Origin of the sequence: Hahella sp. NBU794 (genome assembly GCF_050749805.1) — a bacterium.
In the GTDB taxonomy this organism is placed as follows: Bacteria; Pseudomonadota; Gammaproteobacteria; order Pseudomonadales; family Oleiphilaceae; genus Hahella.
This window is the reverse complement of the sequence record NZ_CP192738.1, coordinates 6,906,776-6,932,111: the sequence shown is the minus strand read 5'-3', so window position 1 is coordinate 6,932,111 and position 25,336 is coordinate 6,906,776. Positions and strand designations below refer to the sequence as shown.

Genomic DNA, 25,336 nt, shown 5'->3' with positions numbered 1-25,336 from the left:
TCGTCGGGTAGATCGCCCGTTAGTTTTAACTTTCATCGGAAATGGACGTTCCGGCTTTTTGTTTATCTGATGAGAGAGTCCTAATGTCCTTTACTTCCTGGAAGACCATTTCCGCACTTAAAGAGTTTCGTGTTGCTAAATTCAAACAGCGTCGTCAAATTATGACGCGCCCGCTTTTGCAGCAGATGAAGAATATTCAAATTGGCGGTTGCACTGGCTTATCGTTCGCTTGGATACAGCGCCATCAACGGCAGCGCGGTGAAACTCCCGCTAATCGTATTGCCTATCTGAACACGGATATCGCCTGGAAAAATACGGATTACTTCGCTAGTTACTTCAATAACACCAAGCATCACTCGTACGCCGACCGTATTGCTGCTGTAGCGCCGACTTCCTTGGGAATGCGTCATGGTGGGGTCGTTATTGAAAAGAACTACGATACCTACGGCTCGGCGCTTCAGCATCTGAGCAATAACCCTGGTCATCACATTGTCATGATGGTTTTGAGCGGCAAGGGTATTTCCACCAACCACGTTTGCGGGCTCTACGTGGATGCTGACGGCATGAAGTTCTTCGATCCCAACTCAGGCGAGTATCGTTGCACGACAGGCAAGCGTCTCGACTTCTTCAAGCAGTTGACGGCTCAGTATCACACCTATGTGTCCGCCTCTGGCGTCGCTACGGATATTAAGTTCAGAGAAGTTCAGTTTCACCACGTGGGTTGAAAGAAGCGGCGTGATTTCGCCGCTTAATTTACCCGATATTGAATTTCTTCCGTGATGACAGGTTGGGCTCCGTCCGTAAAGGCGATTTCCGCTCTGGTGGAAAAATCGCCCTTGGACAGCTTCCAGTTGTAGGTGGGCTTGTCGGTGGTGGCGATCAGCTGGCCATTGATGAACCACTTCACGCTTGCGATGTTGTCGGCTTCGGTCAGGGCGAATTCGAAATACTCGGATTCATCCGGAATTCGAGGGTCCATCGCCATCAACAGGCCCTTGCTGGGTTTGCGAATCCTCACTTCACCGGTATCTTTATTGATGTCTCCCGGTGTGGTTCCAGGTAGAAACCACTCGTCCCGGGACTCACAGCCGTTGTCGGCCAGTTCTCCTGTAGTGATGCAGACAGATAGCTTCTGCAGATTGCTGCTGAGATAAAGCGGCTTCACTTCCCGGTTTTTATTCAACTCATTGAATACGGAGCGCAGTACATACGCTGGCCCCATGGAGCCGGTGACTTTGTTCATCTCCGCGTAATCCAGATTGCCCATCCATACGCCTACGGTGTACTTGTCGTTGAAGCCCACCGACCAGGCATCCCGATAATCGCTGGAGGTGCCGGTTTTTACGGCGGTTTGATGAGGGAAGTTCAACACGGAATCCCAGCCAAACTCTTTCTCTCTCGCCGCCGGGTCGGACATGATATCAGCCACCAGGCTGGAGATATCCTCGGACAGCACGCGATGCCCCTGGTAACCCCGGCCGCCCTCTGTGAAGGACAGAGGCCTGAAGTCACCCATGCGGGCCAGAACGGAATACGCCTGCACCAATTCGAAAAGTGTCATCTCGCCGTTGCCCAGCGCCAGGCCATCGCCATAGACGTTGGGGTGGCCGGACAGGCTGTCTACGCCCAGATCGTGCAGGAAGTTCAGAAACTCGCCCGGTCCTACGTACTGGATGGCTAGGACGGCGGGGATATTGAGAGAGTTGCCCAGGGCTTCCCGCAGTGAAATACGGCCGTAATAACCTCGGCTGTAGTTGTGATAGGTGTGCATGCCCAGCCCGACGCTCTCCTGCAACGGCGAATCGTCCAGCATGGTGGCGGCGGTCCAGCCTTTACGGATTGCGCTGGCGTACAGCAGAGGCTTTAGGGTTGAGCCGGGTTGGCGAGGCGTAGTAATCGCATCGATACGATTGAAGGGCTTGTCGTCGCGACCGGCATAACCCACCACCCAGGACAATATCTCGTTGCTCTCATGATCAATCACCAGGACGGCCCCGTTCTGAACACGGTAAGAAGCGAGATTATCCAGACGGTTGTCCAGGGTTTGCTGGATCTTGGTCTGCAGTTCCGTATCGATAGTGGTGTAGACGGCGCCGTTTTCCAGATTCTGCGCGTTCAGTCGATTTTCTGCGAAGCGAATGAAGTGAGACAAATCATAGTGGATGTCCGACTTCTGCAATTCCAAAGATTGGGCAGCAATGGCGGCGCGTTCATCGTCATCAAGCTCAAGCCGGTCCAACAGGTTGTCGATGGCCCGGTTCAGGTTGCGGAGCTGACGTTGCGGGTCCAGCCAGCGCGGCGACCGCACCAATACCGCCAGCGCCAGCATTTCCTTGTAATTCAGCGTTGAGAGATCGCGGCCGAAGTAATACTGCGCTGCCTGTATGACGCCGCGGCGGCGGGCGGAGTAGGGAACCTGGTTCAGGTAAAACTCAAGGATTTCGACCTTGGAGAATTGCGCCTCCAGATTGGCGGCTTCAAACCCCTCGATCCAGCGCGCCCAGGGGGTGCGTGGCCGCGGATGCAGCATCCGCACGACCTGTTCGCTGATGGTGCTGGCGCCGCGCACCACGCCGCCGGACATGACGTTCTGGCGCGCAGCGTTGAGTCGCGCCAGCCAATCCACGCCGCCATGAGAGAAGAAACGCTTGTCCTCCGACAGGACAAACGCCCGCCGCAGAAATTCGGGAATATTATGGAAATCGTTGACATCGTAGATATTCCACTCGTTCTCGTAGGTGATGTTCAAGCGCTTGCCGCGCCGGTCCAGATAGGTGTTCTTACTGGCGCTGGCGATCACTGTGGAGAGATCGTCCGGCAACGGCGTGATGGCGAAGTAAGTGGCCCCGGCCAGGGCGGCGCAGGACAGGGTGACTGTCACTGCGACGCCGGCCGCCAGCTTTTTCCTGGCGCGCATCAGTTTTTTCAACATAAGCGCCAACTACTCCCCCACATTCAACGTGGCTGGCAACCCTTTGCCGTAAACGTCAGGGTCGTACATCTCCTCGGCGTGCACGGGCATGACGCTGAATTCGCCTTCCGCGATGGCCTGGGCCGTGTAGGAGAGGAAGTAATTACCCGCCGGCAGATAGTCTGCGTAGAAGCGGGCTGAGTCATGGCGTAGCTCTTTATGATAGAAGCTCCAGAAATAACGTCCGTAGTAGGACCAGTCCGAGAAAGTGTAGAACCAGGAGCCATCCGCGGCCTTGAACTCGCCTTTATCCGCATCCACTTGTGACGCGGTGGCCAGATCGGCGTTCACCGGCTCCAGACCTCCGGGGATAGGGTCATTCACCACCACGAAATGGCGGGCGGTAGGAATGGATACGAACAGATCCACTTTCACCAACTCGCCGCGGCGGATCTGCATGGGGCTCTTCAGCAGCTCAAACTTGCCGTTGCGCTCAACGGAATATTCCCGACGAATTTCAATGCCGGAGTTGATGCGCGCGGCGTTGTCTTCCCTCAGGTCGTAAGCGATACGGGCGGAGTAGTACAGCCTGCCTTCCCCTTCTTTTTCAATCGTGAGGGTGGCGGCTTTGCCCGGATCGGCAGCGGTTAGAGGACGACTGACAGTCTTCATGGGGTCTGATTTCTTGTTAAAGGATGCAGATCCCAGGTCCTTGCCGTCAAAGTTGACGGAGACTTTCATGGCCGGGTCTTCCTTCTCATAAATCGACGCGTAATTGACCAGCGCGTTCAGACAGAACACGTTCTCCTGGGTGTTTTCCCAGTGATCTCTGGAGCCGCGGCTCTGCGTGATGCTTCTGACCAGTTTGAAGGGGATGTCGCCTATGGTTGATCCCATACCCGCTTCCGTTTGCGCTCCCAGCAGGCTGCTCAGGACTGCACAATTGGAGCGCAGCGGCGTCGCCAGAATATAGCTGTAGCTGTCGTCCCAGGGCTCATTGAACTGGAACTTGCCGCCGCTTTGACTGGCGTGACTCAAAATATCGTCCATGGATTTGCTCACGACACTTTGCGGAACATGCTCAGTGCGCACCGCCGCTTGCAGGAAGTGGGCTTTGCCGAACAGGTCCATTTCCGGCAGGTGGCGCTCGTAGCGGCTGACGTCGCTCTGATCGATCTTGCCGGCTTCCGCCAACGCCGCCAGGGCCACTGCCCGCACAGACGAGGACATGCCTTTGCTGTAGAAGGTGGGGAAGCTGTCCTGACGCAGCAAGGTCAGCAGATACTCATGCAGTCGTTGCTCCACGCCGACGGGTACTTCGTGCCCACTGGCGCGCATCCAGTTGAACGCCATGGCGGTGTAAGCGGACAAGTAAGGACTGACGTAAGCATTGGACGCCACCCAGTAAGCCATGCCGCCATTCGGCGCCTGGAAGTTGGCGGCGGCGTTCATGGCGCTGTCGATATCTTTCTGCGCCTCCGGCCATTGCGTATCCTCGGCCAGATATTCCTTCAGCTCCAGATAGGAACGCGCCATCGCGGCCTTGGTCAGGCGCTGTTCCCAACACATATAGGGGTAGTCTCTGATATAGGCGAATGCGCCATCCAAATTGCCGATGACGGAAGGCGACAAGACCGCGCCGATGTAGCCGACGTCTTCAAATATGCCTTCCGGAACCTGGACGTTTTCACTGACGCTGGCCTCCGTGGTGGTGCCATAGGTGGCCGCCGTTTCCAGTGAACGCCGCTTATTCACGATGGTTTTGTGCTCCAGCGCGTCTGTATCCACCTGGTCGCCGCCTTTAGCGGTGAAAATCAGTTCACCACCGCCTTTGGTGTCGATCGGCAGCCAGATATTTTCCCGTTTGTACGGGCCGATTTTCAGCTCGCGGGTGAATGAGTGTTCAGCGCCTTCCGCCAGAGGACCTTTGACGCGAACATCCATCTTGATGGTGCGTTCTTTGTCGGTCCGGTTCATCACGTTGAAGCCGGCTTTGAAGCGGTCGCCTTCGATGACCTGATTAGGCATGACCGGGCGGATCTCCGTCGGACGATTCACTTTGAAGGTGACGTCGCCCAGTCCCATGCGATCCTCCTTTGTCACCGCAAAGGCGAAGATACGCCAGCCGGTGAGGTTATCGGGCACTTTGAACTCGATTTCCGCTTCGCCGTTGTCATCGGGTTCGATGGCCGGATTCCAGTAACTCACGAACTTGAATTCGTTACGCAGTTGCGCAGAAGCCGCGCCGCCGCCGCCAGGGTTGGCGCCTTTTTTCTCGAACTTTTGACGGCCCACCAGTCGGCTGATCAGGTTGTAGTTGTATACATCAGGCTGATCAAGACGGTTAAATCCGGCGTAGGGATCGTAATAGTTGTCGCCGCTGCGGTTGAGCGCGAGAACGGATTCGTCGATAACCGCCACCGCAATTTCGTAGCCCTCAGCGGGATCGGTTTTCTTGCGGTTGATGCGGATCTTCGCCTTCACTTGCTCGCGAGGTTTATACACCTCTTTGTCGGTAGCGACGCTGATATCCAGCTCTTTCAACGGGTCTACTACCTTGGCGGCGACGTAGCCCATGCGATAGCTGGGTTTGCCCAGATCCACATGGCCCGGGCCCAGCGGTTTCTCCACCCGTGGCGACACCACGACGACGGACAGGTAGAAACCAGGCAGATAGTCCGCTTTCACCGGCACTTCGATGACTGGCGTGCTGGAATCCAGGGTTTGCACCCAGCTATCGAGAATGCCGTAACGCTCTATTGATATGAGCGCTTTGGCACCGGGGAAGGGGTTTTTGATCAGGTAACGGGCGGTATCGCCGATTTTGAACTTGGTCTGCTCGGGAACGATCTGCAAGGTAGCGTCGTTGCTTTGATCCCACACTACGGAGCCGCTGCCGGTCACCCAGCCGTATAAAGTGGTGCTGTGTTCCCGGTTTTCAGTGTCATTGACGGTGGCGACGAACTGATAATACCCTGGCTTCTGCGGCTTGAATTCGCAGGTGGCGGCGGTTGTATCGCTCTTCAGCTCGCATTGGGTTTCTTCCACCCACTCCATGATGTTCTGCGTCAGATAGGCGTTGCCGGGACCTTTCACCCGTGACGCCTTGTACTCGCGGTGATTAATGGCGATGCGCACAGGCGCGCCGGCGACTGGTGCGCCGCTTTGATCCACCACTAAGGTCTCCAGACGCGCAGGCTCGTCTTTTTTATACAACCACTGAGTATTGCGCAGACCGACATAGCGGGTTCTGCCGGCGTAATCCGCTGTCGTAGAGGAGGCCACAAACTTGCCGCGCTCATCCTTCACCGCCGCTTCCACCATCAGGTTGCCGTAGAATACGCCGCTGTCCGGCAGGATAAAGGATTCCACGTACTGACCGGCGTCGTCCAGCTGACGACGAATATCGAGCAAGTTGCTCTCGCCGCCGGCGTTATTGTCGCCGCCAAATGTAAAGCCTTTGGCCACCGGGTTGCTGCTGGAAAACTCTTTGGGAGTCAGCTTGGCGGTCAGGCGTACTTCCGCTTCCGTATAGGGGCCGCCAGAGTGCAGCGTGGCCAGAGAGGTGACTTGCACCGAATCGTTAGGGCGGAACAGATTCCCGTTCAGTTCGGTCTTCACTTTGAATGGCGAAGGCGTAAAGTCGCTGACCAGTACGGTCACTGGCGTCCAGGACGTTTCCTGCACTTCACTGCCGGAAGGCGCGTTCAGGGTGAGCTGGAACTGGTGCCAGCCGACCGCGCCCTGCTCCGGCAAGGTGAACTCGCCGTCGAAAGCGCCAAACTTGTTCAGGCCGATGTTGTTGCGTTCGTAGACGACCTTGTTCTGCGGGTCGAATACTTTCAGAGAGTAATTTGACTCGTAGGGCTCCACCCAGTGCTTGTTGCTTTGCTCGCGCACATAGATTTTGAACTGCACTTTGTCGCCCAGTTTGTAAACGCCCTGGGCCGTGGTTCCCCAGGCGTGGGCGTGACCGCCCTTGCGCTGCAGGCTGGGATACAGATCCCGATCCCAAACGGAAAAGTTGCTGTTCAGAGGCACGATGGCGATATCGCCCGCTTGCTCCACTTTCACGAAGAAGCCTTCCCGGTCTGCGCTTCTGCCGCCGTAGATGCTCTCCAGTTGCGGGTCAATCTCCTCCAAACCAGGCATTGGCGCCATGCCGTTGGCGTCGGTTTTGGCGGTGATGTTCAGGTTACGCAGGCCGGGCAGGTTTTCGTACGAGCCGAACCACAGAGAGACGTTGGCGTTAGCCACGGGCTCGCCGCTGCTGAACGAGGTCACCCAGGCCATGGAGTTGAAGTGGCCGAGTTTGAAGTGCACCTGATAAGGCGTGACTTCCGCAAAGATCTTGGGATCGTAGTACCAGTCCGGTGGCGTCGGGCTGGGGGTGAGGGAACCGAACAGCACGCCGCTGGCGTCGCCCAGAAGATCCCTGACGCCCATGGGAGTGGCGTAGGAAATGTCTTCCGCCGGGGCGACGGGAATTACTTTTCTCTGATTGCGTCCGGATTGGTTAGCGCCCAGGGAGTTGTAGGCGATATCGATTTTGTTCAGGTTGGTGACGTACAGAGGCACGTCGCTTTCCACGCCTTTTTCCAATACCGCCACGTCATGGGCCACTTCCAGTCTGGGCTCCCGGTGACCGGTGAAAAAGTTGAAGCTGACTTTGTTGTTCAGTTTGCGGCCGAACTCGTCGGTCAGGTCGCTGATATTCAAATTAATGGCGTACTTTTGATCCGCCTTCAGTAGTTCCGGCAACCAGACCTGGTAAAAACGTCCGTTACGATGGGGGGAGGTCAGGTGAGTCCAGTCCTGGGTATTTTCCCAAGGATCATAATCTTTACGACCCCCGTTCAGAGGCGGCTCGAAAGTCACCTGATCCCGCACCATGGAATTGGTCACTGGCGATGTGAACAGCAGCGCCACTGAGCGCAGTGGGGCGCACTGGATAAACTCCTCATAGCCTTCTCGCATGGTGAGCAAGAGATCCAGTTCTATGTCCATTGCTTCGTTCGCGCCCGTGGGGGTGCAGCGAATGCCGACGAAACGGAAGTCTGGATAGGTGTCGAACCGTTCCAGTATCCGGTTTTCCGCACCCGGCTCAGAACCTTCGCTGGAAATCAGGCCAGGCTTGATCTGCAAAGTGATGTTCTGATCCAGCGGCAATTCTTTTTTCGGCTCGATGACCCAGACGGAGCGGGCTTCGTCGCCATCTAACTGAGTCAGTTGGTCGTTGACCTTGGGCTGCTCTTCGTCGTTGGCGATCGCCATCCACCAGGGTTGTTGGCGGGGAAGGTTGTCTGGATAGGCGATGACGTTAACTGGCGGCAGGCCGGTGCTTTCGGCGCTCATGGTCAAGGTTTTTTCCACGGACGACTTGGTGACCGGCTGGTTGAACGTTATCTGAATCATCGGCGCGCCAGGCGACAGCCAGTTGACGAACCGCTCGTAGGTGACTTTGGGACGAGCGGTGGTGAAGCTGTGCTCCACAGGCTGTTTCAGCTGCGCGCCGGTAACGGTTTTGATGCCGGGACGCATGGTGATTTCGTAATAGGTCGCCTGCTGCATTTTGTCTTCATTGCGCAGTTGGCAGGCCAGCGCGCTGGTATTGAGCCAACGCCATTCGCACTTGAGCGCGGGGGTGATGGTGACAGGAATATCTTTGCTGTCCCGTTCCATACGACCGATGGGAACCACGGGACGGTCGAACTGAAACACCACTTGCTGGGCGGCGAGGACATCCGCGCCGCTGGGAGTAATACGCATGATGCGAAGTTCGCCGTCAGCAGGCTGGCTGGAAGAGTCAAAGGCCAGCATCGCTGACAATTCCGCATTGCGCTGACGATAGCGGCCAAGCAGGCAGGACTCGCCGGCGTCGCCGTTCAGGTCGCAATCCCGGTTGCGGTTTCTTAACCACTCCCTTTGTTCGGACTTCAGTTTGTCCTTGGCGCTTCCGTCCAGGCTTTTCATGACATTGCCATACAGTTTGGCGAGTTTGGCGTCTTGGGCGGCCAGGGCCTCCGAGTCGCAGATGATGTGCTCCACCTGCTGCGACGCTTTGGCGCAGTTGAAGCTGGGCTGCCCGGCCCAGGTCAGGCCGCTGGCGCTAATAGCGAGTAGAAATAGAAAACCGGATCTTGCGCTTGTCATGTCCTTGTAAAACCCCCGGAAGACGCGTGAGCGACAATGTTAGGTGTGTGCCGAGCCTCCCAGCCCTTCAGTCGTATGAGGCGTAGACGAATTGAAAGCGTACTACGGATGAAGCGCGGGAATATTTGCTGCAGGCGTTAAATGACCCTATGAACTATTAATCAGGCGGACAAACAGCTTCCTTCTATTTGTCCGCAACGACAGGTCCGGCCTATGTCCGGGTCTGTCTCCCGCGGCTAGACGCCGCGCAGGCGCATCCGTGCGCCCGATTATTAACGGGCCAATATCATTGCCATGTTAATAATGAGTATAACCTGCATTTCAAAATGAAAGGGGGCGCATTATGGCAGAAAAATGGCGAATTATGGCGCGGAAATTTGTTGTTTTTTTGCTTCAAATCCAAATGCTTATCTCTAATCCAGGGTCGCCGGATCATACCAGCCGCAGTGCTCGAAACCCGCGTCGCAGCAGGCTTCTGCGCAGGCCAGTATGCGTCCGTCCGCAAAATAGAATATGCCGCTGTAGTCGAAGCTGAAGGGAGTGGAAACGCCATCGAGTTTCAGGGCGCCCGTTATGGAGCAGCCGGAGATAGAGTACTCGTCGTGTATTTGGCGATGAGTGACGAACTCGCCGGTTTGCAGTATGTGCTGTAAATCCTCGGGATTAACGGGGCCGCACCGCAAGCCATTGAGGTCGGTGATCTTCGGCTGTAGGCGCAGGTCGGAAAAAGTCGGATTCTTTTGGGGGCGGGTAAGCGCAGGGTCGGCGGCGCAGGCTGCGAGCCCCAGCAACATGGGCGATAACACAGAAAACAGGCGTGGAGACATGAGGTCGCTCCTAAAAGTCCGCAGGGTATACGAACAGGCTGATATGAATGATATTCACCAGGAAGTGCAGCAGCACCGACAGCCAGAAATTTTGCGTTTTGTAGTAAACCCAGGCGTAGCAATAGCCCGCCAGGGTAATCAGCGCCATACGTAGCGCTGCGCCCGGGCCTGTATGGAAGTGGGCCAGCCCAAACAGCGTTCCCGCCACCCACACGCCCCATAGTCCCACTTTGTTCAGATTGGCAAAGCAGGAAACAAAACTGCGTTGCACTAACAGCCTGAAAAAAGTCTCTTCGGCGATGCAGGTCACCCAAAGATTAAAGAATGCGAAGACCAGGATATAACTTCCGGTCTTGGGGTCCAGATCGACCCCCAGTAGCGCACCAGTCCCGAAAATAACCACCAGGGAAGCGGCGAGCAGAGGCCAATGGCGACGCAGGTCGGCGCCGGTTTGTCGTAATGTGGGGAGATAGGGAAGAAAAAGGGCGACCAGCAGCAGTCCCGCCAGGGCTTTATCCAGTTTGGCGCTCAGAGCGAATGGCAAAGTGGCGGCGCCGAGATGAAGAGTGGAAATCACCGTCTGATGCGTGAATCCCGGCGTCAGATGCAGCGCTAACGCCAAGGACAGCACTGCCGTCGCCAACCAGGCCAGCGCCTTTTTCCAGCCGGACAGCTTCAGCATAGCCAGCCCAGCGGCCCATAACGCCGTCAAGGGCAGTAATGCGATCCAGGTTGCGAGACCGAAATAAAATGCGACTCCCAGCGACGCAGCGGCGGGAAGCGTCCAGGCATAAGCGGGAAGCCGGCTGGAGCGCGTCGCCATCAAGCTGGCCAGTGACAGGGCATAGAGGCTGAAGACCCAGATAACCGCTGGCGTCAGGGTAAACGAAACCATGTCAGAGTTGATCTCCGTAGTAGAGCGGGGCGCGAGAAACGCAGGTTAACGGTTGCCTGAGTTTGATGCTATTTTTAATTCTGTAGACAACACTGATTCACCTATAAGTTGAGTAGTCCCCATGTCGCTACACGCCAGTATGAACATCACCGATCAGTTGATGTCCAGGTACTCCCCATTAAGTCAGTTATCCAAGAAATACCTGAACCAAGTGATCAAGCGCAGCAAAGTCATGACCTTTGGCGGTGGAGAGGTCGTTTTCGATAAATCCGCCAAGCGTACCGATACTTACTATCTGCTCAAGGGCGCGTTGAAAATAAAGAAGAATATTCTTTCCTCCACCACCATCGACAGCGCTGATCCGGATTGCCTGTTTCCCTTGAATGGCAAGATGCCAGAGGGCGTGACGGTGACCGCGCAGGAGCCGGGCCACATGCTGGCGGTGGACGGCGTATTCCTGGATCGCGCCCTGGCGTGGACGGAAGCGGAAGCCAGGCAGGATCAGGAGGAAAAGGCCGCCAAAGCGGAGAAGGTTCAGCAGCCGCCGCTGCAAGTGGAACAAGAGGAAGACGTGGCGGAAGTCGTTGAAGAGGACGGCGCAGATTTTGACGAAGCCTACTTTGACTGGATGGCCAGCCTGCTGGAATTCCCTCTATTCTTTAATCTGCCTCCCGCCAATGTGGAGAAAGTGTTCGCCCGCTTCGAAAGGATAGAAGTCAATAAAGGTCAGGTCATTATCAAAGAGGGGGACGAGGGCGATTATTTCTACCTGCTGATCGAAGGCGGCGCGCGGGTGCTGATCGGCGGCGATGAAAGCAAACCCATACGCGTCAGCAAAGGCTCGTATTTTGGTGAAGAAGCGCTAGTGTCTGACACCGTACGCTCCGCCACGATTATCATGAGCGAGGACGGCGTGCTGGCGCGACTGGATAAGAAGTCTTTCCAAAGCCTGCTGCATGACCCGCTGGTGAATTATGTGTCTCTGGCTGAATATCGCAAACGGGCGGCGGAAGACTCCAAATCCACTCTGCTGGATATCCGCTCCACCGCGGAGTTTGAGCATTCCCCTTTGCCCAAGTGCCTGCATGTGCCTCTGGCGGACCTTCGCGACAAAATAGCCGGCCTGGACAAGTCCGCCACCTATTATCTGTCGCAGGAAGGCGGACGTCGCAACGACGTCGCCGCGCATATTCTCTATCAAAACGGAATCCAGGCTTTCGTCATCAGGGACGAGTAACACAAACAAGCTGGTTTCCCTCACTGCGCTGGGGTAGATTGCCGGTTCCTTGAACCAACGCAGTCTATCCCATGAAAGTTGTTCTCTCCCTGCTGCTGGGCGTGTTCTTCTACGCCGGCTCCGCCTTTGGCGCGACTCCCGACTTTGCAGATTTTGAAAAGGAAGTAACGCGTCTTTATCAGAAAGAGGTGGCGCCTTTATCCAGTCTTGATACTTCTACGTTTAAGCGCGCAGAGGACTTGATTGCGCTTTGCCAGTTCATAGAAAACGCGACCTACCTTGAAGACCTCTATATTGAGCCCGCGGAGGAAGATTACTCCAAGTGCCTGGATGAACTATCGTCCCGATACTCTTCGGAGCCCGTCACTCAGTTGTATCTATTGGAAAGCGAGTATGGCGAATCTCTATTGGATAAGGCTGTGGAGCTAAACAGAATTGCGCTTGAAGATTGGGATGCTACGGATATCGCCAAGCTGTATGAGCAACTGGCGTACTCCCTTCGTTATGACAAGGAATATAAGGCTCAATCAGTTGTTTATGCTGTGTCCGCCTTTCAAAAAAAGCCCACTGTGCGGCTGGCGGAGGCGATTGTTGATTATTACGCAAAGAACAATGAAGTAGAGCATGCAAAGCTTTTTGCGGAAAAAATCATACCGATGAGCTTTTCTGAAGAAGAAAGAACATTGGCGATTAAAATTTTCGTTAAAGCCGGCTTGCTCGAAGAAGCCGCGAAAATATTCGCTATTCTTGATGAAGAAAAGCGAGGAAATCTACACACCTTATCGCACGCCAGGTTGTTGGCGCACCTCAAGGAAAGTGCCGCGTTACGTGAGTTGATGCAAGAGAAACTCGATAGCGTCTACCACAGTAAGAGTCCCGAACTTAGCGCTATTTGGCTCGATTATGAGCTTGAATCCGGCGATGAAGAGAATGCCGTCAAAGCCTATCGCGCCTTTGCGGTCGGTCATTACTCGAGAGACCCCTTTTTGCTGTATTGGTTCGACCTGGCGACAAAGTATCCTAGAGCGGCCGCACAACTATTCGTCGAACACCCTCAAGTACTTTTATATAGCCTTTGTCGTTATTTGGCTCTGGCTCTAGCGCCGTTGTGCATATTCTTACCAGTGCACTACATAGGGCTATGGCGGATGCGCAGGAACAAGTTCCTAAACTCACCGAATGAGCCAATATTTAGTGGGTGGGGCTTGGGTCTGGCGTGGTTTTTACTGGGACTGGTGTTGGTGGTTTCCAGCGTTTTATATGAGTACTTCTATCCCGGAGCGACCAGCCAAAAGAATGTGATGCAAGCGCCCAGCGGCAATGGTCCGAATTATATGGTGATCTTTGTTCTGGTTATGTTTGTCAGCGTCATTTGTGTGACGGGGAGAACTTTACGCAGAGGAATATTCCATAGCTATCGCCACGTTTTACTTGGAATTGTGACGCCCTTAGCGTTAGCGGTAGGGCTGTTGTTTATGACGCCAATACTGTGTCTTCCTGATCTGAAATTAATCGTGATCGCAGATGTCGACGACTATATCAAGTCCACTTATGAGGCCTATGGATTAGCCGTCAGCCTGCTGCTGTTCGGCGTGATGGTTCCAATATATGAAGAAATTCTATGTCGGGGAGTGATCCTCAACGCTACTCAGCGTTATGTCGGCTTTTGGTTCGCCAACATAATCCAGGCCGCGATTTTTATGTCTATGCATAGTAACCAAAGCCTCTATCCGTATTACTTTGTTTTAGGGTTTATCGCTGCGATCTTGTATCGCTACATTGGAGGTCTCTATGCGCCAATCCTGATGCATATGGCTGTTAATTTTATTGCTGTGACAACATTGGTTTTCGGCGTAGTTGCTGATAACGGCGTCAAATCTCAGGCGCTGCTGGAATGTGAACAAGGCGTGCAGAATGCGCAGCATGAAAAGGCGTTTTTAAGCTGTTTCCCTGCCGCGCTGCAAGGTGAAGCCGAAGCGCAAGGCTACATTGCGGACTTATATCTCACGGAAAAATTTGTTGTTAGAAATCTTCAAGAGTCCTATTCGTGGTATGAACGCGCTCTGGAAGGAGGGGATGAGCGTATTCGAAATAATTTTGCGTGGCTGCTGGCGACGTCGAGCAATTCATCCATCCGCGATGGAAAGCGGGCGATCGCCATAGCGGAAGGTATTCCAAATGAAATGCGAAATAGCTCGGTGCTTGATACGTTAGCCGCAGCCTATGCCAGTGATGGACGTTATGAATCGGCGGTATCTTTGCAGAAATCGGCTATAGAAAAGCTTAAGGAAGACAATTCCGATGCGAAAGATGTCCTCGAAAATATGGAAAATCAGTTACAGCTTTATCGTGAAGGAAAACCAATCGTTCATGAGGTAACGCTCTAGCCCCCACGCCGCTCCCGCCAGTCCCCCTTGTGCTTTAACAGGCAGCTTTTTAAATCTTGCGCGCCGGTGGTTTTCCACCGGCCTTTGCGTTCGATGATGTAGTAGGAGACTTTGGGTAAGTCCTGAATGGGGATGGCGGTCAGGGCGGACGGAATATTACAGCAACCGTTGACGATGCTGACGCCCACGCCCAGTTTTACGAAGTGCAGCATCAGCTCCCATCCGCGCGCCTCCACAGAAGGCGTCCAGGCGACGCCGTTATTCATCAACGCCTGTTCTACCGCCATGCGTTGCGGCATGCCTGGTGGCGGCAGAATCAGCTTCTCGCCGTTCAGATCCTTGAGACTGAGTTGCCTTCGTTTCGCCAGCCTGTGTGACCTGGGGACTGCCAAGGTCTGCTCCACTTCCGTCAGCAAGGTCAGCTCCAGTCCCTCCGGTTTTGCACTTAACGCAGCGACGCCGAGATGCGCCGAACCATCCTCCACGGCGCTGATCGTCGCCCCTTTATCTGAGGTGATTAGGCGTAGTGGGTGCTCACTTATATTTTTGAAATCCTGAATCGCCATGCCCAGCAAATACAGAAAAGCGCCTTCCCCAGCGGCGAGCACAACGGGCTGCGCTGAACCGCCATGGCGTAGCTCTTCAAAGAAGGTGCTGGAGCGATCGCGTATTTCTCTGGCGAAGGTCTGCACTTTTTTGCCTTCCTCCGTCAGCACCAGTTCCTTGCCGGACTTGCGATAGAGCGGCGTCTGCAACTGCTCGGACAACTTCTTTATTTTCACGTGCAATGCGGGCTGAGAGATGTGTAGGCGTTCGGCTGCGTGAGTGAAGTTCATGCACTCACTAAACACTAAAAAAGACTCAATCCAGTCGCTTTTCATAGTTCCATTTTATTCAGGGCGCTGCTCATTAATGTGGCTGGCGTTAGGGTTCGGAATAAATGGCCAACTATAACTTATTTATATAGTCGCTACATAAACAATAGTTCTTGTCTAGAGTCTGCGCCGATATGATTTCCACATGAATACGAGAATAGAACATATACACAAATTAGGGGTCGATATCGGCCGAGTAATTATCTCTCCAGTGAAAGATGGGAAGTCCGACACGGCGTTTTTATCGGGAGGCATTGAACAGGCGCTGCTGACGCCGCCGGCGGAAGGGGCTATTGAAAGACTGACTCACCTGGTCGAGGTGTTTGAAGGGCGGGTCTGGCTGGTGTCCAAAGCGGGTAAGAACACTCAGCACAAAACGCGGCTGTGGCTGGCGCATCATCGGTTCTTTGAGCGTACCGGCATGCCAGCTCATCACTTGCGGTTTTGCTTTAAAAGGCACGAGAAAGCAGGGCATTGCGCTGAGTTGGGTCTGACCCATTTTGTTGATGATCGCCTGGATGTCTTGCGACATCTGCAAGGGCTGGCGCCGCACCTGTACTTGTTCGGCGAGCAGCTTAAATCACAACCAGCGCCCGATTGGGTTGAGCCTACGTTGAACTGGGACGAAACATTTACCGCGATCTGTCGGTCACTGGATTGAAAGAGCACGAGCAAGAATAAGAGGAGTCATCACATGTTTACCGCATTGAATACTCCCGCGTTTCAGCGGGACTACGCACAGCTGGCAAAGGTAACGCTTAACCCGGAAAGGCATACGGCGGAGAATGCATTGACCCACTGTGAAATGGTGGCGTCCCGGGCGCTGCAACTGGCGGATCTGAATGGGTGTCCGGAGCAAGAGAAGCGAACTCTGGAGGCGCTGGCTAAAGTACATGACATCGGCAAGATCAACGGCTCCGCCAATCCGGAGGAGTCGCTTAAAAATTTATCGTTATACGGCGAGTTTGAGGAAAGCTTTGTTAATCTGGTGAAGTACCACGACATTAATTTGCCTTGGTATATCTCCAAAACCAAAGGACAACCGCCCAGCGACAAAGCCTGGCGGAAGATGGCGTCGAAAGTGGACGTACAATTATTGTGTCTGTTCATGATCGCCGACCGCGTCGATTGCCCCGGCGGCTGGACGGCTAACAAGGCGTTGACGTGGTTTTTAGAGGAGGCCGCGGAGCGGGGATATTATGCGGCAGTGCTGACGCAGTAAGGCGGCGTCCGCCGCCAGTAATTCTCGCCCTGGTTCAGTCGCCGCTCCATTGTCACAATGTTCAACGCGTTGTTGTCTAATAACAAACACAATTTTGGAGCGCCAGGGAGTTGGCCTGATATGAAACATTCCCGCATCACCGTCTTTGCTGAGCTGGCGTACGCCTCCGTTTGCTATCTGGCCGCCGTGGGGGCGATGTTTTATTTCATCGCCTTCATTAATGGGCTGCCGGTTCCGAAGGCCATCAACGATGGGCCTGCATTAGATATGACGACGGCGCTTTGCCTCGACTTGGGCTTGATTGCATTGTTTGGGGTTCAACATAGTCTGATGGCGCGCCAGTCCTTCAAACGCTGGCTGACGCGGCGTATTTCTCCCACGATTGAGCGTGCGACCTACTGTCTGGCCACGACATTGGTTTTTGCGGTGATTTTTTATTTCTGGGCGCCGCTGCCCACGGTGGTCTGGTCGGTAGATGGAGAGTCGGCCAGAGTCTTTTTTCTGACTTTGGCCTTCGCTGGATGGGGGGTGATGTTTCTCGCTACCTTCATGCTCGATCACTTTGAACTGTTTGGTCTGCGCCAGCCTTGGCGTAAATTCCGGGGACAATCAGCGCCGGCGTCTGAATTTCGCGTCACCCAGTTCTATCGCGTCGTGCGTCACCCCATTCAAAGCGGCATTCTGGTGGGTATGTGGTCTACTTCGGTCGCCACGGTGGGGCACTGTGTTTTCGCCGGCGGCATGACGCTCTATATCCTGATCGGGCTGTATTTTGAAGAGCGGGATCTGGTCCGCGAGTTTGGGCGGACCTATCTGGATTACAGGCGGCGCGTCGGTATGTTGTTCCCCTTGCCGAAGCGGGAGAAAACCGACGCGCGCCGATAGAGGGCGTGTTCGCCAGCGAGAGGACTGTTAAGCCTGAAGTTCGGCGAACGCCTCGCGGGTCAGGTTGCGGCTGCGTCCTTCCTGCACCACCACGTTGTCTTCGATGCGAATGCCGCCGTAAGGTTTTAAGGTGGCGATCAGGTCTAAATCACAACCATGTCCGGCGATATTGTTCACCATGTTATCGAGCAATATGGGAATGAAGTACAGCCCCGGCTCAATGGTGATCACCATGTCTTTTTCCAACGTACGGGTCAGACGCAGGAAGGGCGCTGATTCGTCCGGTTTACGCAGGGTTCCGATTTTATCCTGTTGATGGCCGCCTACGTCATGCACCTGCAGACCCAGTAAGTGACCCAGACCATGCGGGAAAAATACCTGCGGGATGCGCTTGTCCAGCTGCGCTTCCACGCCATGTGAGCAAATACCGGTGTCATGAAGAATACTGGCGACGCCCGCCAGGGTGGCCTGATGCAATTCACTGAAGGCTTTGCCATGTACGGCTTGAGCGGCGATGGACAATTGCAGTGTGTTTACGCGTTCGATCAGCTCTGCAAACAGGCCCTGGCCCGCCGTGTACGTACGGGTGATGTCGCTGGCGTATCCTCCAAAAGCGGCGCCGGCGTCAATCAGCAGCGTGCGCACGGCTTCCGGTTGCAGAGGATTTTTCTTTTCATAATGCAGCACCGCCGCATTTTCATTCAGCGCCACAATGCCGGGATAGGGCTCTTGGTTGGATAGCTGGCCGCTGGCGGCGAGAAAGTCCCGATAAACGTCGCATTCGCTTTTACCCGCCAGGAAGGCGGCCTGCGCCGCTTTGTGTCCCGCTGCGCCAGCCTGATTGGCGCGCCACAAACAATCAATTTCGAACTCGGTTTTATAGGCGCGTTGATAATTCAGTCTATGCAGCAGCGCTTCCGGGTTGACGCTCAGATTCGGGTTAAGCCCCGGCGCCTCGTTATATTCCGGGCCGATCCAGGCGGTTTTCCCGCTGATCTGCGGTAGCCATTCCTGCAGGGAACTGACAGGCTCTATGCGCCATTGATCGCTCCAGCCGCCCTCTGGAACAGCGTGCACCACGTGCCAGAAATCCTGTTTCGCCGGCCATAACAGGCGCGGCGTTTCGCCACGCTGAAGGTGGATAAACACATCCGGCATCAGATCGAAAGGCGCCCACTGTTGCGCCATGGCGTAGGGATGAAAGGGGTGAGAGTGGTCGTCGCCAAAATAATAGGTCAAGCGGCCTGACGCCAGGATGACGCTGTCGAAATCCGTCTCAAGCAGAGCCTGATCAAAGCGCTTACGCAGGATAGATAAATGGTTTTGATATGCCGAATCACTCATTGAAAAAGCCTCTGCCTGATCCCGAAAAGGAACAAGTCTACTCTTGTTGGCGCCGTGCGTGAAAGTGGGGCGTCCAACTCGCAAAGATGCGCCTTTGCTTTTTGATTACGGAAGCCTGTCACAGTAATAGTTAGAAGATTTTTTGCGCAACGCATACAATGCGGGGCGCAATCACAGATTGCCATGCAAAAGCACACCCTCTTTTCGATTTTTAGTATCCCGCCGTTAGTGCTGTTCGCCGGGAATGAAGCAGGCACGCTTAATTTTTATGTCTAAATTTTCTGTACCTATAAAACGTATACGCCAAATTGAGCCGCACCCGAATGCGGACGCCATTGAGTTCGCCGTGATCGACGGCTATCGCTCCATCGTCAAGAAAGGCGAGTTCCAAGCCGGGGACCTGATCGCCTATATCCCAGAGGCCTCGCTGCTGCCGCAGTGGCTATTGAAAAAATTGAATTTCTGGAACGCTGAGAAAGGCGTTGGTCGCCTGAACGGCAAAGACGGCAATCGTATTACCGCCATCAAACTGCGCGGCGAACTGAGCCAGGGCGTTTGCTATCCCGTACGTATGGACGGCGACACCGCCGTGATTGAGCATGGCGTTGCGGACTCGGACCAGATGCAATCAAGCCCGGTGGAAGAAGGCCAATGCGTTGCTGAACTACTGGGCGTGCAAAAATATGAGCCGCCAATTCCTACTTCCATGGCGGGTGATATTTTCAACGCGGGACAGCGCTTAACGGTCCATTTTGATGTGGAAAACTGGAAGTCCTATCCGGATATTCTGCAGGACGGCGAAGAAGTGGTTTTCACCGAAAAACTGCACGGCACATTCACTGGCGTCGCCATTCTGCCGGAAAAAGACGCTCGCCCAGAGGCGTTTGGCGTTAAGCGCAACGTGTTGATCTTTTCCAAAGGTCTGGGCGCCAAAGGCCTGGTGCTCGCCAATACCGATGGCAACAGCGCCAATGTCTACGTACGCGCCACTACCGGCATGGTGGCGGTGATCGACGCCTTGCTGGCGAGCGGTGAATTGCGGGTGGAGGATGAGCCCTTGTTCATCCTGGGTGAAACATTCGGTCCGGGCGTTCAGGATCTGGCGTATGGCAAAGAACTCGGCTTCCGCCTATTCGCCCTCGCCAGCGGCTACCGCGGCGCCCAACGCTACCACGACTTCGACGAACTGCAGGCGATGGCGGAGCAACTTGGCGTACAAACCGCCCCTGTTCTCTATCGCGGCCCGTTCTCACAGGAAGTCATGCAAGCATTCACCGATGGCGCCACCGAACTCGACGCCGATCACATCCGCGAAGGCATCGTCATGACCCCGACCAAAGAAAGACGCGACCCGGAACTCGGTCGTGTTTGTTTGAAGTCCGTGAGCGCTGCGTATTTGTGCCGGAAGGGCGGGACGGAGTTTAGTTGATGGGCAAAAGGGGGAGACCGAGTCATACCCCTTTTTCTACTTATCTGTGAGATATCCTGGAAGCGGCTTGTGGGGCTAACTAAACCTGGCCTCGTAACTTCGGGCCCGCAAACTGACGTAATCATCCACCGCCCCGGACAAAATGAAGAGCCGGGGCTTCATGCGCCACTCATAAACGCGATAGAGCTTATAAGACGCCGCCATCTCCTGGGAAAACGTAAGTTCGCGGTCGCTGATATAAAACGGTTGATACTTGCCTGAGTTAGTCGTCTTCACTTCGACATATAATTCTTTGCTCTCCACAGGGTCGAAGCTGAGAATATCAAAGCCTAAGCCGTCGCCTTGTTCTCTGCTGGTCCATTCTACTTTTTTAGCGAGATCCGGCCGTCCCAGATTCGTAAGACGATATTGTTCAAACTGAAGTACAAACTCCTCCCCTTTTTCTCCCAGCCTGCGATTGTTCGCCTCTTTGGCGGCGTAATTGGGTTTGCATGCGAGGTAGGGACGTTTTTGCTCTGCGGCGGCGTGTACTCTCTCTGGAATATCGTGATCCAGAACGGAGCTCCAGTCGACAATGCCGGTATTGGATTGGGGCTCGACTTCTGCGGACTGGTTGAGAATATCGATTTCCGTCTGGTTACCCGCGAGGTGGGCCAGAATGGTGGTTTTCAGCGACTTTTGATAGTTAAAGGCCGGCTTGTAGCCCAGGATATAAGGCAAGTTCAGTTCCACTAGAACTGCGCTGATATTTTGATGTTTGAATTCAATGGCGCCCTCTGAGCGGTTATCGAGTCTGCTTTGCAGTAACCTACGGTGGGCTGCTTTGGTATAGGGTTCAGACCTCAGCTCCTTGTTGAGCATCGCGAAGTAATCCTGAACGACCGCCTCTCGTTCCAGCCAGTCCCAACCATCGCCCTCACTTAGAATGCTTTTCCTGCTGCTCGCATCAATCGTGAAATTCTTCTCAAGAGCTGCTTTTAGAAGCTCCCGGACGAAACTACTTTGCATTAATTCGAACAGTTCATCATCCAAAGTGACAAAGGCGATATGTTTATGGATCGCTCCTGGTCCGGACAGGGCCATCTTGGCGCAGTTTTCTCTTTGCCCGGGCTTTGGATGATGATGCCAAATTCCACTGCTACGCAGGTGAAGGTAAGGCCAATGAGGGTTATTGCGGTCTGCGCTGGTCTTTAGTTTGTCAAACTGACGGGTAAACGCTTCAGTCAGCGTAGCGTCAAAATAGATGCGGTTTTCTTGTAGCTCGTCTTTCTCGATCAACTCCATTACCGCCAGCAACATGGCGATTTTATGTGGGCTGGTCGCGCCTTTTCTACGATTAGGATTCAGCTCGCCGAACTTTGCTTCGTAGTAGGCCAGGCTCATGGCTTCTCCCTGATTACAGCCGTTGTCCACTCAACGTTTGCGCGTAACCCGATATCTTTCGTTGAATAAACCCGCGCATGTTCAAAGTTTTTCATTTCGACTGGGTGAAAGTGTCGCTCTTGCTCATCGGCGATATTTCTCCATGTAATGACGATTACACCGCCCGGAGCTTGCAGTCGCCTTAGCCTTTGCAAGCTTTGAGTCTGTTGCGCAGGTGTAAGGTGCATCCACACCGCGCTAACCAGGATGAGGTGATAGCTTTCACTGTCGCAAAGCGTCTCCAAACTTGGAAGCGTATCCGACAACCATTGAATCTGACTCTCACCGTGTTGCGCGATGGCCTTAGCGCGAAATTTGTCCGAAGGTTCAATGGCGGTGACGCTCCATCCATTATTCGCCAACCATCCTGCATCGCGGCCGGAACCCGCGCCGGCGTCCAAGGCGCGCCCGGGAGTTGCTGGCAGGTAATTCAGCCAGGCTGCATGCACTTGTTCGAAGGACAGACTTTGATATTGATGAAACAATTGCTCGCTATTGAGGTTGTAGAAATCGGTAGAGGAGAGTTGTTTCATCATTACTTTTTTGTCGCGGAATAACGAGGACAGCGAGGCTATGACATGGTTAATACCATAAGATAGCGTCAGTCCTGACCAAAGGCGTACTTTTTGTTTATAGCGGTAAGCAATAACCCGCCTTACATTTCCCTCCATCCTTGGTTAATCTGATTTGTCTCTGGCTTTTCGCCGCACTTTCCGGGCGCCATGCTTGCGCCGGTCGCTCTTTGTTCTTCGCTGCTTTGCACACTGATAACCCTGTTGTTTGATCCGATGGATGTGGATTGTTTCTATGCTGAGTTTGTTTGAAAAGTTTATTAAGCCCTTTCCCCCTGAGGAACCGGAGCAGCCGCCTACTGGGTTGTTCGCGTTTTGCCGTTATTACACGCGGGGAATGGAGATTCCGTTATTCCTGATGTCTCTGACCTCCGCGTTTCTGGCGTTTTTGGAGGTGTCCCTGTTTGGGTTCATGGGGCAGTTGGTGGATTGGCTGGTGGACAAGAATCCTGAGACGTTGTTTCAGGAGGAGGGCGGCCGCTTGCTGATCATGACATTGGTGGTTCTGGTGGGCCTGCCTATTGGGGTCTTATTCCGGGCGTTGTTGATTCATCAGACATTGCTGGCGAATTATCCCATGCAGATTCGCTGGAAGGCGCACCGCTATTTGCTAAAGCAGAGCGTGTCTTTCTATCAGAATGATTTCGCCGGCCGCATCGCCACCAAGGTGCTGCAAACCTCCCTGGCGGTGCGGGAAACCGTGATGAAGCTGCTGGACATCATGGTGTATGTACTGGTGTATTTCAGCACCATGCTGGTGATGATCGGCAATGCGGATAAGCGCTTGTTGATTCCCATGATGGTTTGGCTGGGCGCTTATGTCTGCCTGCAGCTTTACTTTGTCCCCAAGCTCAAGCGTAACTCCATGAAAAACGCGGACGCGCGCGCTGCGATGACGGGCCGTATCGTTGATAGTTACACCAACATCACTACCGTAAAACTGTTTTCCCACACCCAGCGGGAGGCGGATTACGCACAGGAAAGCATGCAGGGGTTTCTTACTACTGTGCGCAGGCAGATGCGCCTGGTAACAGGCGTCAACGTTAGTGTGCACACCCTGAACTATCTACAGACATTCGTGATTACCGCGCTGGCGATCTGGCTGTGGACGCAGGGGGCTCTCACGGTTGGAGCCATTGCGATTGCGGTGAGTCTGACGCTGCGCCTGAATGGCATGGCGCAATGGATCATGTGGGAGGTCAGCGCGCTATTTGAAAATATCGGGACGGTGGCGGACGGCATCACAACCTTATCCAAGCCGCAGGAAGTGACGGATCGACCCGATGCAGCGACGCTACAGGCGACCAAGGGGCATATCAGGTTCGACAAAATCGGCTTTCACTATGGCAAAGGCGAGGGCGTCATCGACAAATTGTCCTTGGATATCAAGCCAGGCGAGAAAGTCGGCCTGGTGGGGCGCTCCGGCGCGGGTAAATCCACTCTGGTGAATCTGCTGCTGCGTTTTTACGACCTGGAGCAGGGACGTATTTTCATTGATGGCCAGGATATCAGCGAAGTCAGCCAGGAGAGTCTGCGTGAGCATATCGGTATGGTGACCCAGGATACCTCGCTACTGCACAGGTCTGTACGGGATAACATTCTTTATGGTCGCCCTGACGCCACGGAAGAAGAGATGATCGCCGCCGCCAGAAAAGCCGAGGCCCACGACTTTATTCTTTCCTTGTCGGACCCTCAGGGAAGGAGAGGCTACGATGCTCAAGTCGGCGAGCGCGGAGTGAAACTCTCAGGCGGACAGCGTCAACGTATCGCCATCGCCCGCGTCCTGTTGAAAGATGCGCCGATTCTGATTCTGGATGAAGCCACTTCCGCCCTGGATTCCGAGGCGGAAGCAGCGATTCAGCGCAGTCTGTATGAACTGATGGAAGGTAAAACCGTTATCGCCATTGCGCATCGTCTTTCCACAATAGCCGCTATGGATCGCCTGATTGTGCTCGATGACGGTGAGGTCATCGAACAGGGCTCACACCAGGACTTGATCAATAGCGGCGGTATCTACGCCCAGTTATGGGCGCATCAGACCGGCGGGTTTTTGGGGATTGAAGAGGGGGAGCTAGTTACCTAACCTGGCTGGAATTGTATGGCCCTGTCCAACAATGGAAGCCCTTGGACTAGTCGCTCACTGGTCATATGACCTGTACTGACGCGCTCAACTGTCACCAGACCAAAAAAGTGCGCGAAGCGGAACAACGCCCGATTATTGTATGCGTTTCTCAAAGTGTGGTTTCTATGGTTCGGTCCTAGCATCGGGTTATTTGGTAATTCTTTCAGGACGTCGGGGTAGGCTTTTATGAAGTGATCTTCATAGAATGAACTTCCCCTTTTTTCATTGGAGTACTTCTTGAGTAAGTACAGGGTAAAAACAAATGACTGCTGGATGATATAAAGCTCTGGATAGCCGTCTACGTAAGCCCAGTTAAACTTCTCGGTATAGGCTTTAAGCAGCTCGTGATAAATCCTCCCTTTGTTGTTCTTGCTCAACCAATCCCGGCACTTCCGGCTTAGTATCAACTTGCCTTTGTATCTGCGAATAAGTCCCGCCAGCTCGGCGATCAATTTCGTAAGATGCAGCTCAAAAAATTGCTCTTCCTGGTTGATGGCCCCGTACTTCCTGTCCTCCAGATAAAGCTCCTCGCCCCAATAAGCCAGCGCTGTTTCTTGGCATAGTTTGCGAGGTAAATTGCCTTTAGCGGTAGGCTTTATTCCTTGTTCCCCGATCTGCTCGGCCAGCAACAGGAATAGCGTGATGATCGGCGCGTCGACGTCTGCGTCAGGGATTTCCAGAAAGCGGACGATTTCAGGCGAATCATAGGGGTGGTACAGCAGGTCGTACATCTGCACCGCGGACAGGCCTGCGAAGTCCTCTAAAGGTTGTGAATTCCTTGCATACATGGCTCGTTCCACATGCCTTTGCAATTCCTCCGGGGATTGAAACGGCGGCAGATCTTTTAACCCGAGTAACTCCGCGAAGGGATTCTGACTTTTTTCTTTCATTCCTGGCTCATTAGATGTGTTGAGACAACAGTTTTTGTATTTTTTGCCGCCCCCGCAGCGGCAGGGATCATTTCTACCAAGTGATAAAGGCATATGACTGAACTGTAAAGTTGGTAGATTTTCTGGCGACAGCCTATCAAGAGTCAAGGGACCGCCTCGGCCCCT

The 25,336-nt window shown here is 54.1% G+C and carries 17 protein-coding genes; 8 read left to right on the top strand and 9 right to left on the bottom strand.

Going from position 1 to position 25,336, the window contains the following annotated elements:
• The first annotated feature begins 83 nt into the window (after positions 1-83).
• Entirely contained in the window at positions 84-725 is a 642-nt protein-coding gene (locus ACQYWX_RS30545) for a YopT-type cysteine protease domain-containing protein (protein ID WP_279500711.1), read from the top strand.
• Between the two features lie 23 nt (positions 726-748).
• Here ACQYWX_RS30545 and ACQYWX_RS30540 read toward each other — a convergent pair whose 3' ends face one another.
• From ACQYWX_RS30540 to ACQYWX_RS30525, 4 genes are all read right to left on the bottom strand, one after another.
• Positions 749-2,932 (bottom strand): transglycosylase domain-containing protein, encoded by a 2,184-nt coding sequence (locus ACQYWX_RS30540; protein ID WP_431687436.1) that lies wholly within the window; start codon positions 2,930-2,932, stop codon positions 749-751.
• A 9-nt stretch (positions 2,933-2,941) separates the two neighbouring features.
• Positions 2,942-9,064 carry an alpha-2-macroglobulin family protein gene (locus tag ACQYWX_RS30535; protein WP_431687435.1) on the bottom strand — a complete coding sequence of 2,041 codons (6,123 nt, stop codon included), beginning with the start codon at positions 9,062-9,064 and terminating at the stop codon, positions 2,942-2,944.
• Between the two features lie 413 nt (positions 9,065-9,477).
• Complete coding sequence (locus ACQYWX_RS30530) at positions 9,478-9,891, bottom strand: hypothetical protein (RefSeq protein WP_431687434.1); 414 nt, start codon at positions 9,889-9,891, stop codon at positions 9,478-9,480.
• Between the two features lie 10 nt (positions 9,892-9,901).
• Positions 9,902-10,786 carry a CPBP family intramembrane glutamic endopeptidase gene (locus ACQYWX_RS30525; protein ID WP_431687433.1) on the bottom strand — a complete coding sequence of 295 codons (885 nt, stop codon included), beginning with the start codon at positions 10,784-10,786 and terminating at the stop codon, positions 9,902-9,904.
• 121 nt (positions 10,787-10,907) lie between these two features.
• Between ACQYWX_RS30525 and ACQYWX_RS30520 the strand changes: the two genes are divergently transcribed.
• Together ACQYWX_RS30520 and ACQYWX_RS30515 are read left to right on the top strand one after the other, a co-directional pair.
• Positions 10,908-12,023, top strand: coding sequence for a cyclic nucleotide-binding domain-containing protein (locus ACQYWX_RS30520; RefSeq protein ID WP_431687432.1), 1,116 nt, complete (start codon positions 10,908-10,910; stop codon positions 12,021-12,023).
• 71 nt (positions 12,024-12,094) lie between these two features.
• Positions 12,095-14,410 (top strand): CPBP family glutamic-type intramembrane protease, encoded by a 2,316-nt coding sequence (locus ACQYWX_RS30515; protein WP_431687431.1) that lies wholly within the window; start codon positions 12,095-12,097, stop codon positions 14,408-14,410.
• On the opposite strand, the gene ACQYWX_RS30510 is transcribed toward ACQYWX_RS30515, so the two are convergent.
• Positions 14,407-15,291: a LysR family transcriptional regulator gene (locus ACQYWX_RS30510; protein WP_431687430.1), complete on the bottom strand. Its 885-nt coding sequence runs from the start codon at positions 15,289-15,291 to the stop codon at positions 14,407-14,409. The two genes, ACQYWX_RS30515 and ACQYWX_RS30510, sit on opposite strands and share 4 nt — an antisense overlap.
• 139 nt (positions 15,292-15,430) lie before the next feature.
• On the opposite strand from ACQYWX_RS30510, the gene ACQYWX_RS30505 reads away from it, so the two are divergent.
• The 3 genes from ACQYWX_RS30505 (at position 15,431) to mddA (ending at position 17,392) form a co-directional block, all read left to right on the top strand.
• Positions 15,431-15,946, top strand: a complete 516-nt coding sequence (locus ACQYWX_RS30505; protein WP_431687429.1) for a hypothetical protein — start codon at positions 15,431-15,433, stop codon at positions 15,944-15,946.
• A 33-nt stretch (positions 15,947-15,979) separates the two neighbouring features.
• Positions 15,980-16,507 carry an HD domain-containing protein gene (locus tag ACQYWX_RS30500; RefSeq protein WP_431687428.1) on the top strand — a complete coding sequence of 176 codons (528 nt, stop codon included), beginning with the start codon at positions 15,980-15,982 and terminating at the stop codon, positions 16,505-16,507.
• Between the two features lie 120 nt (positions 16,508-16,627).
• Positions 16,628-17,392, top strand: coding sequence for a methanethiol S-methyltransferase (gene mddA, locus ACQYWX_RS30495; protein WP_431687427.1), 765 nt, complete (start codon positions 16,628-16,630; stop codon positions 17,390-17,392).
• A gap of 27 nt (positions 17,393-17,419) precedes the next feature.
• Here mddA and pepQ read toward each other — a convergent pair whose 3' ends face one another.
• The gene (pepQ, locus tag ACQYWX_RS30490) at positions 17,420-18,736 is read right to left on the bottom strand and encodes a Xaa-Pro dipeptidase (RefSeq protein ID WP_431687426.1); all 1,317 of its coding nucleotides are present in this window, start codon (positions 18,734-18,736) and stop codon (positions 17,420-17,422) included.
• A gap of 268 nt (positions 18,737-19,004) precedes the next feature.
• On the opposite strand from pepQ, the gene ACQYWX_RS30485 reads away from it, so the two are divergent.
• The gene (locus ACQYWX_RS30485; RefSeq protein WP_431687425.1) at positions 19,005-20,165 is read left to right on the top strand and encodes an RNA ligase (ATP); all 1,161 of its coding nucleotides are present in this window, start codon (positions 19,005-19,007) and stop codon (positions 20,163-20,165) included.
• A gap of 75 nt (positions 20,166-20,240) precedes the next feature.
• On the opposite strand, the gene ACQYWX_RS30480 is transcribed toward ACQYWX_RS30485, so the two are convergent.
• Positions 20,241-21,548, bottom strand: a complete 1,308-nt coding sequence (locus tag ACQYWX_RS30480) for a DUF3883 domain-containing protein (RefSeq protein ID WP_431687424.1) — start codon at positions 21,546-21,548, stop codon at positions 20,241-20,243.
• Positions 21,545-22,258: a class I SAM-dependent methyltransferase gene (locus ACQYWX_RS30475; RefSeq protein ID WP_431687423.1), complete on the bottom strand. Its 714-nt coding sequence runs from the start codon at positions 22,256-22,258 to the stop codon at positions 21,545-21,547. Before ACQYWX_RS30475 ends, ACQYWX_RS30480 begins: the two co-directional genes overlap by 4 nt.
• A 136-nt stretch (positions 22,259-22,394) precedes the next feature.
• Between ACQYWX_RS30475 and ACQYWX_RS30470 the strand changes: the two genes are divergently transcribed.
• Entirely contained in the window at positions 22,395-24,242 is a 1,848-nt protein-coding gene (locus ACQYWX_RS30470; protein WP_431687422.1) for an ABC transporter ATP-binding protein, read from the top strand.
• Here ACQYWX_RS30470 and ACQYWX_RS30465 read toward each other — a convergent pair.
• On the bottom strand, positions 24,239-25,171 hold the full coding sequence (locus tag ACQYWX_RS30465; protein ID WP_431687421.1) for a hypothetical protein: 933 nt from the start codon (positions 25,169-25,171) through the stop codon (positions 24,239-24,241). The two genes, ACQYWX_RS30470 and ACQYWX_RS30465, sit on opposite strands and share 4 nt — an antisense overlap.
• Positions 25,172-25,336: the final 165 nt, after the last annotated feature.

Coding starts and splice junctions, on each gene's coding strand:
- ACQYWX_RS30540 (WP_431687436.1), bottom strand. CDS start 2,932: ATGTTGAAAAAACTGATGCGCGCCAGGAAAAAGCTGGCGGCCGGCGTC.
- pepQ (WP_431687426.1), bottom strand. CDS start 18,736: ATGAGTGATTCGGCATATCAAAACCATTTATCTATCCTGCGTAAGCGC.
- ACQYWX_RS30480 (WP_431687424.1), bottom strand. CDS start 21,548: ATGAGCCTGGCCTACTACGAAGCAAAGTTCGGCGAGCTGAATCCTAAT.
- ACQYWX_RS30500 (WP_431687428.1), top strand. CDS start 15,980: ATGTTTACCGCATTGAATACTCCCGCGTTTCAGCGGGACTACGCACAG.
- ACQYWX_RS30470 (WP_431687422.1), top strand. CDS start 22,395: ATGCTGAGTTTGTTTGAAAAGTTTATTAAGCCCTTTCCCCCTGAGGAA.
- ACQYWX_RS30515 (WP_431687431.1), top strand. CDS start 12,095: ATGAAAGTTGTTCTCTCCCTGCTGCTGGGCGTGTTCTTCTACGCCGGC.
- ACQYWX_RS30535 (WP_431687435.1), bottom strand. CDS start 9,064: ATGACAAGCGCAAGATCCGGTTTTCTATTTCTACTCGCTATTAGCGCC.
- ACQYWX_RS30545 (WP_279500711.1), top strand. CDS start 84: ATGTCCTTTACTTCCTGGAAGACCATTTCCGCACTTAAAGAGTTTCGT.
- ACQYWX_RS30485 (WP_431687425.1), top strand. CDS start 19,005: ATGTCTAAATTTTCTGTACCTATAAAACGTATACGCCAAATTGAGCCG.
- ACQYWX_RS30475 (WP_431687423.1), bottom strand. CDS start 22,258: ATGGAGGGAAATGTAAGGCGGGTTATTGCTTACCGCTATAAACAAAAA.
- ACQYWX_RS30465 (WP_431687421.1), bottom strand. CDS start 25,171: ATGAAAGAAAAAAGTCAGAATCCCTTCGCGGAGTTACTCGGGTTAAAA.
- ACQYWX_RS30520 (WP_431687432.1), top strand. CDS start 10,908: ATGTCGCTACACGCCAGTATGAACATCACCGATCAGTTGATGTCCAGG.
- ACQYWX_RS30510 (WP_431687430.1), bottom strand. CDS start 15,291: ATGAAAAGCGACTGGATTGAGTCTTTTTTAGTGTTTAGTGAGTGCATG.
- ACQYWX_RS30525 (WP_431687433.1), bottom strand. CDS start 10,786: ATGGTTTCGTTTACCCTGACGCCAGCGGTTATCTGGGTCTTCAGCCTC.
- mddA (WP_431687427.1), top strand. CDS start 16,628: ATGAAACATTCCCGCATCACCGTCTTTGCTGAGCTGGCGTACGCCTCC.
- ACQYWX_RS30530 (WP_431687434.1), bottom strand. CDS start 9,891: ATGTCTCCACGCCTGTTTTCTGTGTTATCGCCCATGTTGCTGGGGCTC.
- ACQYWX_RS30505 (WP_431687429.1), top strand. CDS start 15,431: ATGAATACGAGAATAGAACATATACACAAATTAGGGGTCGATATCGGC.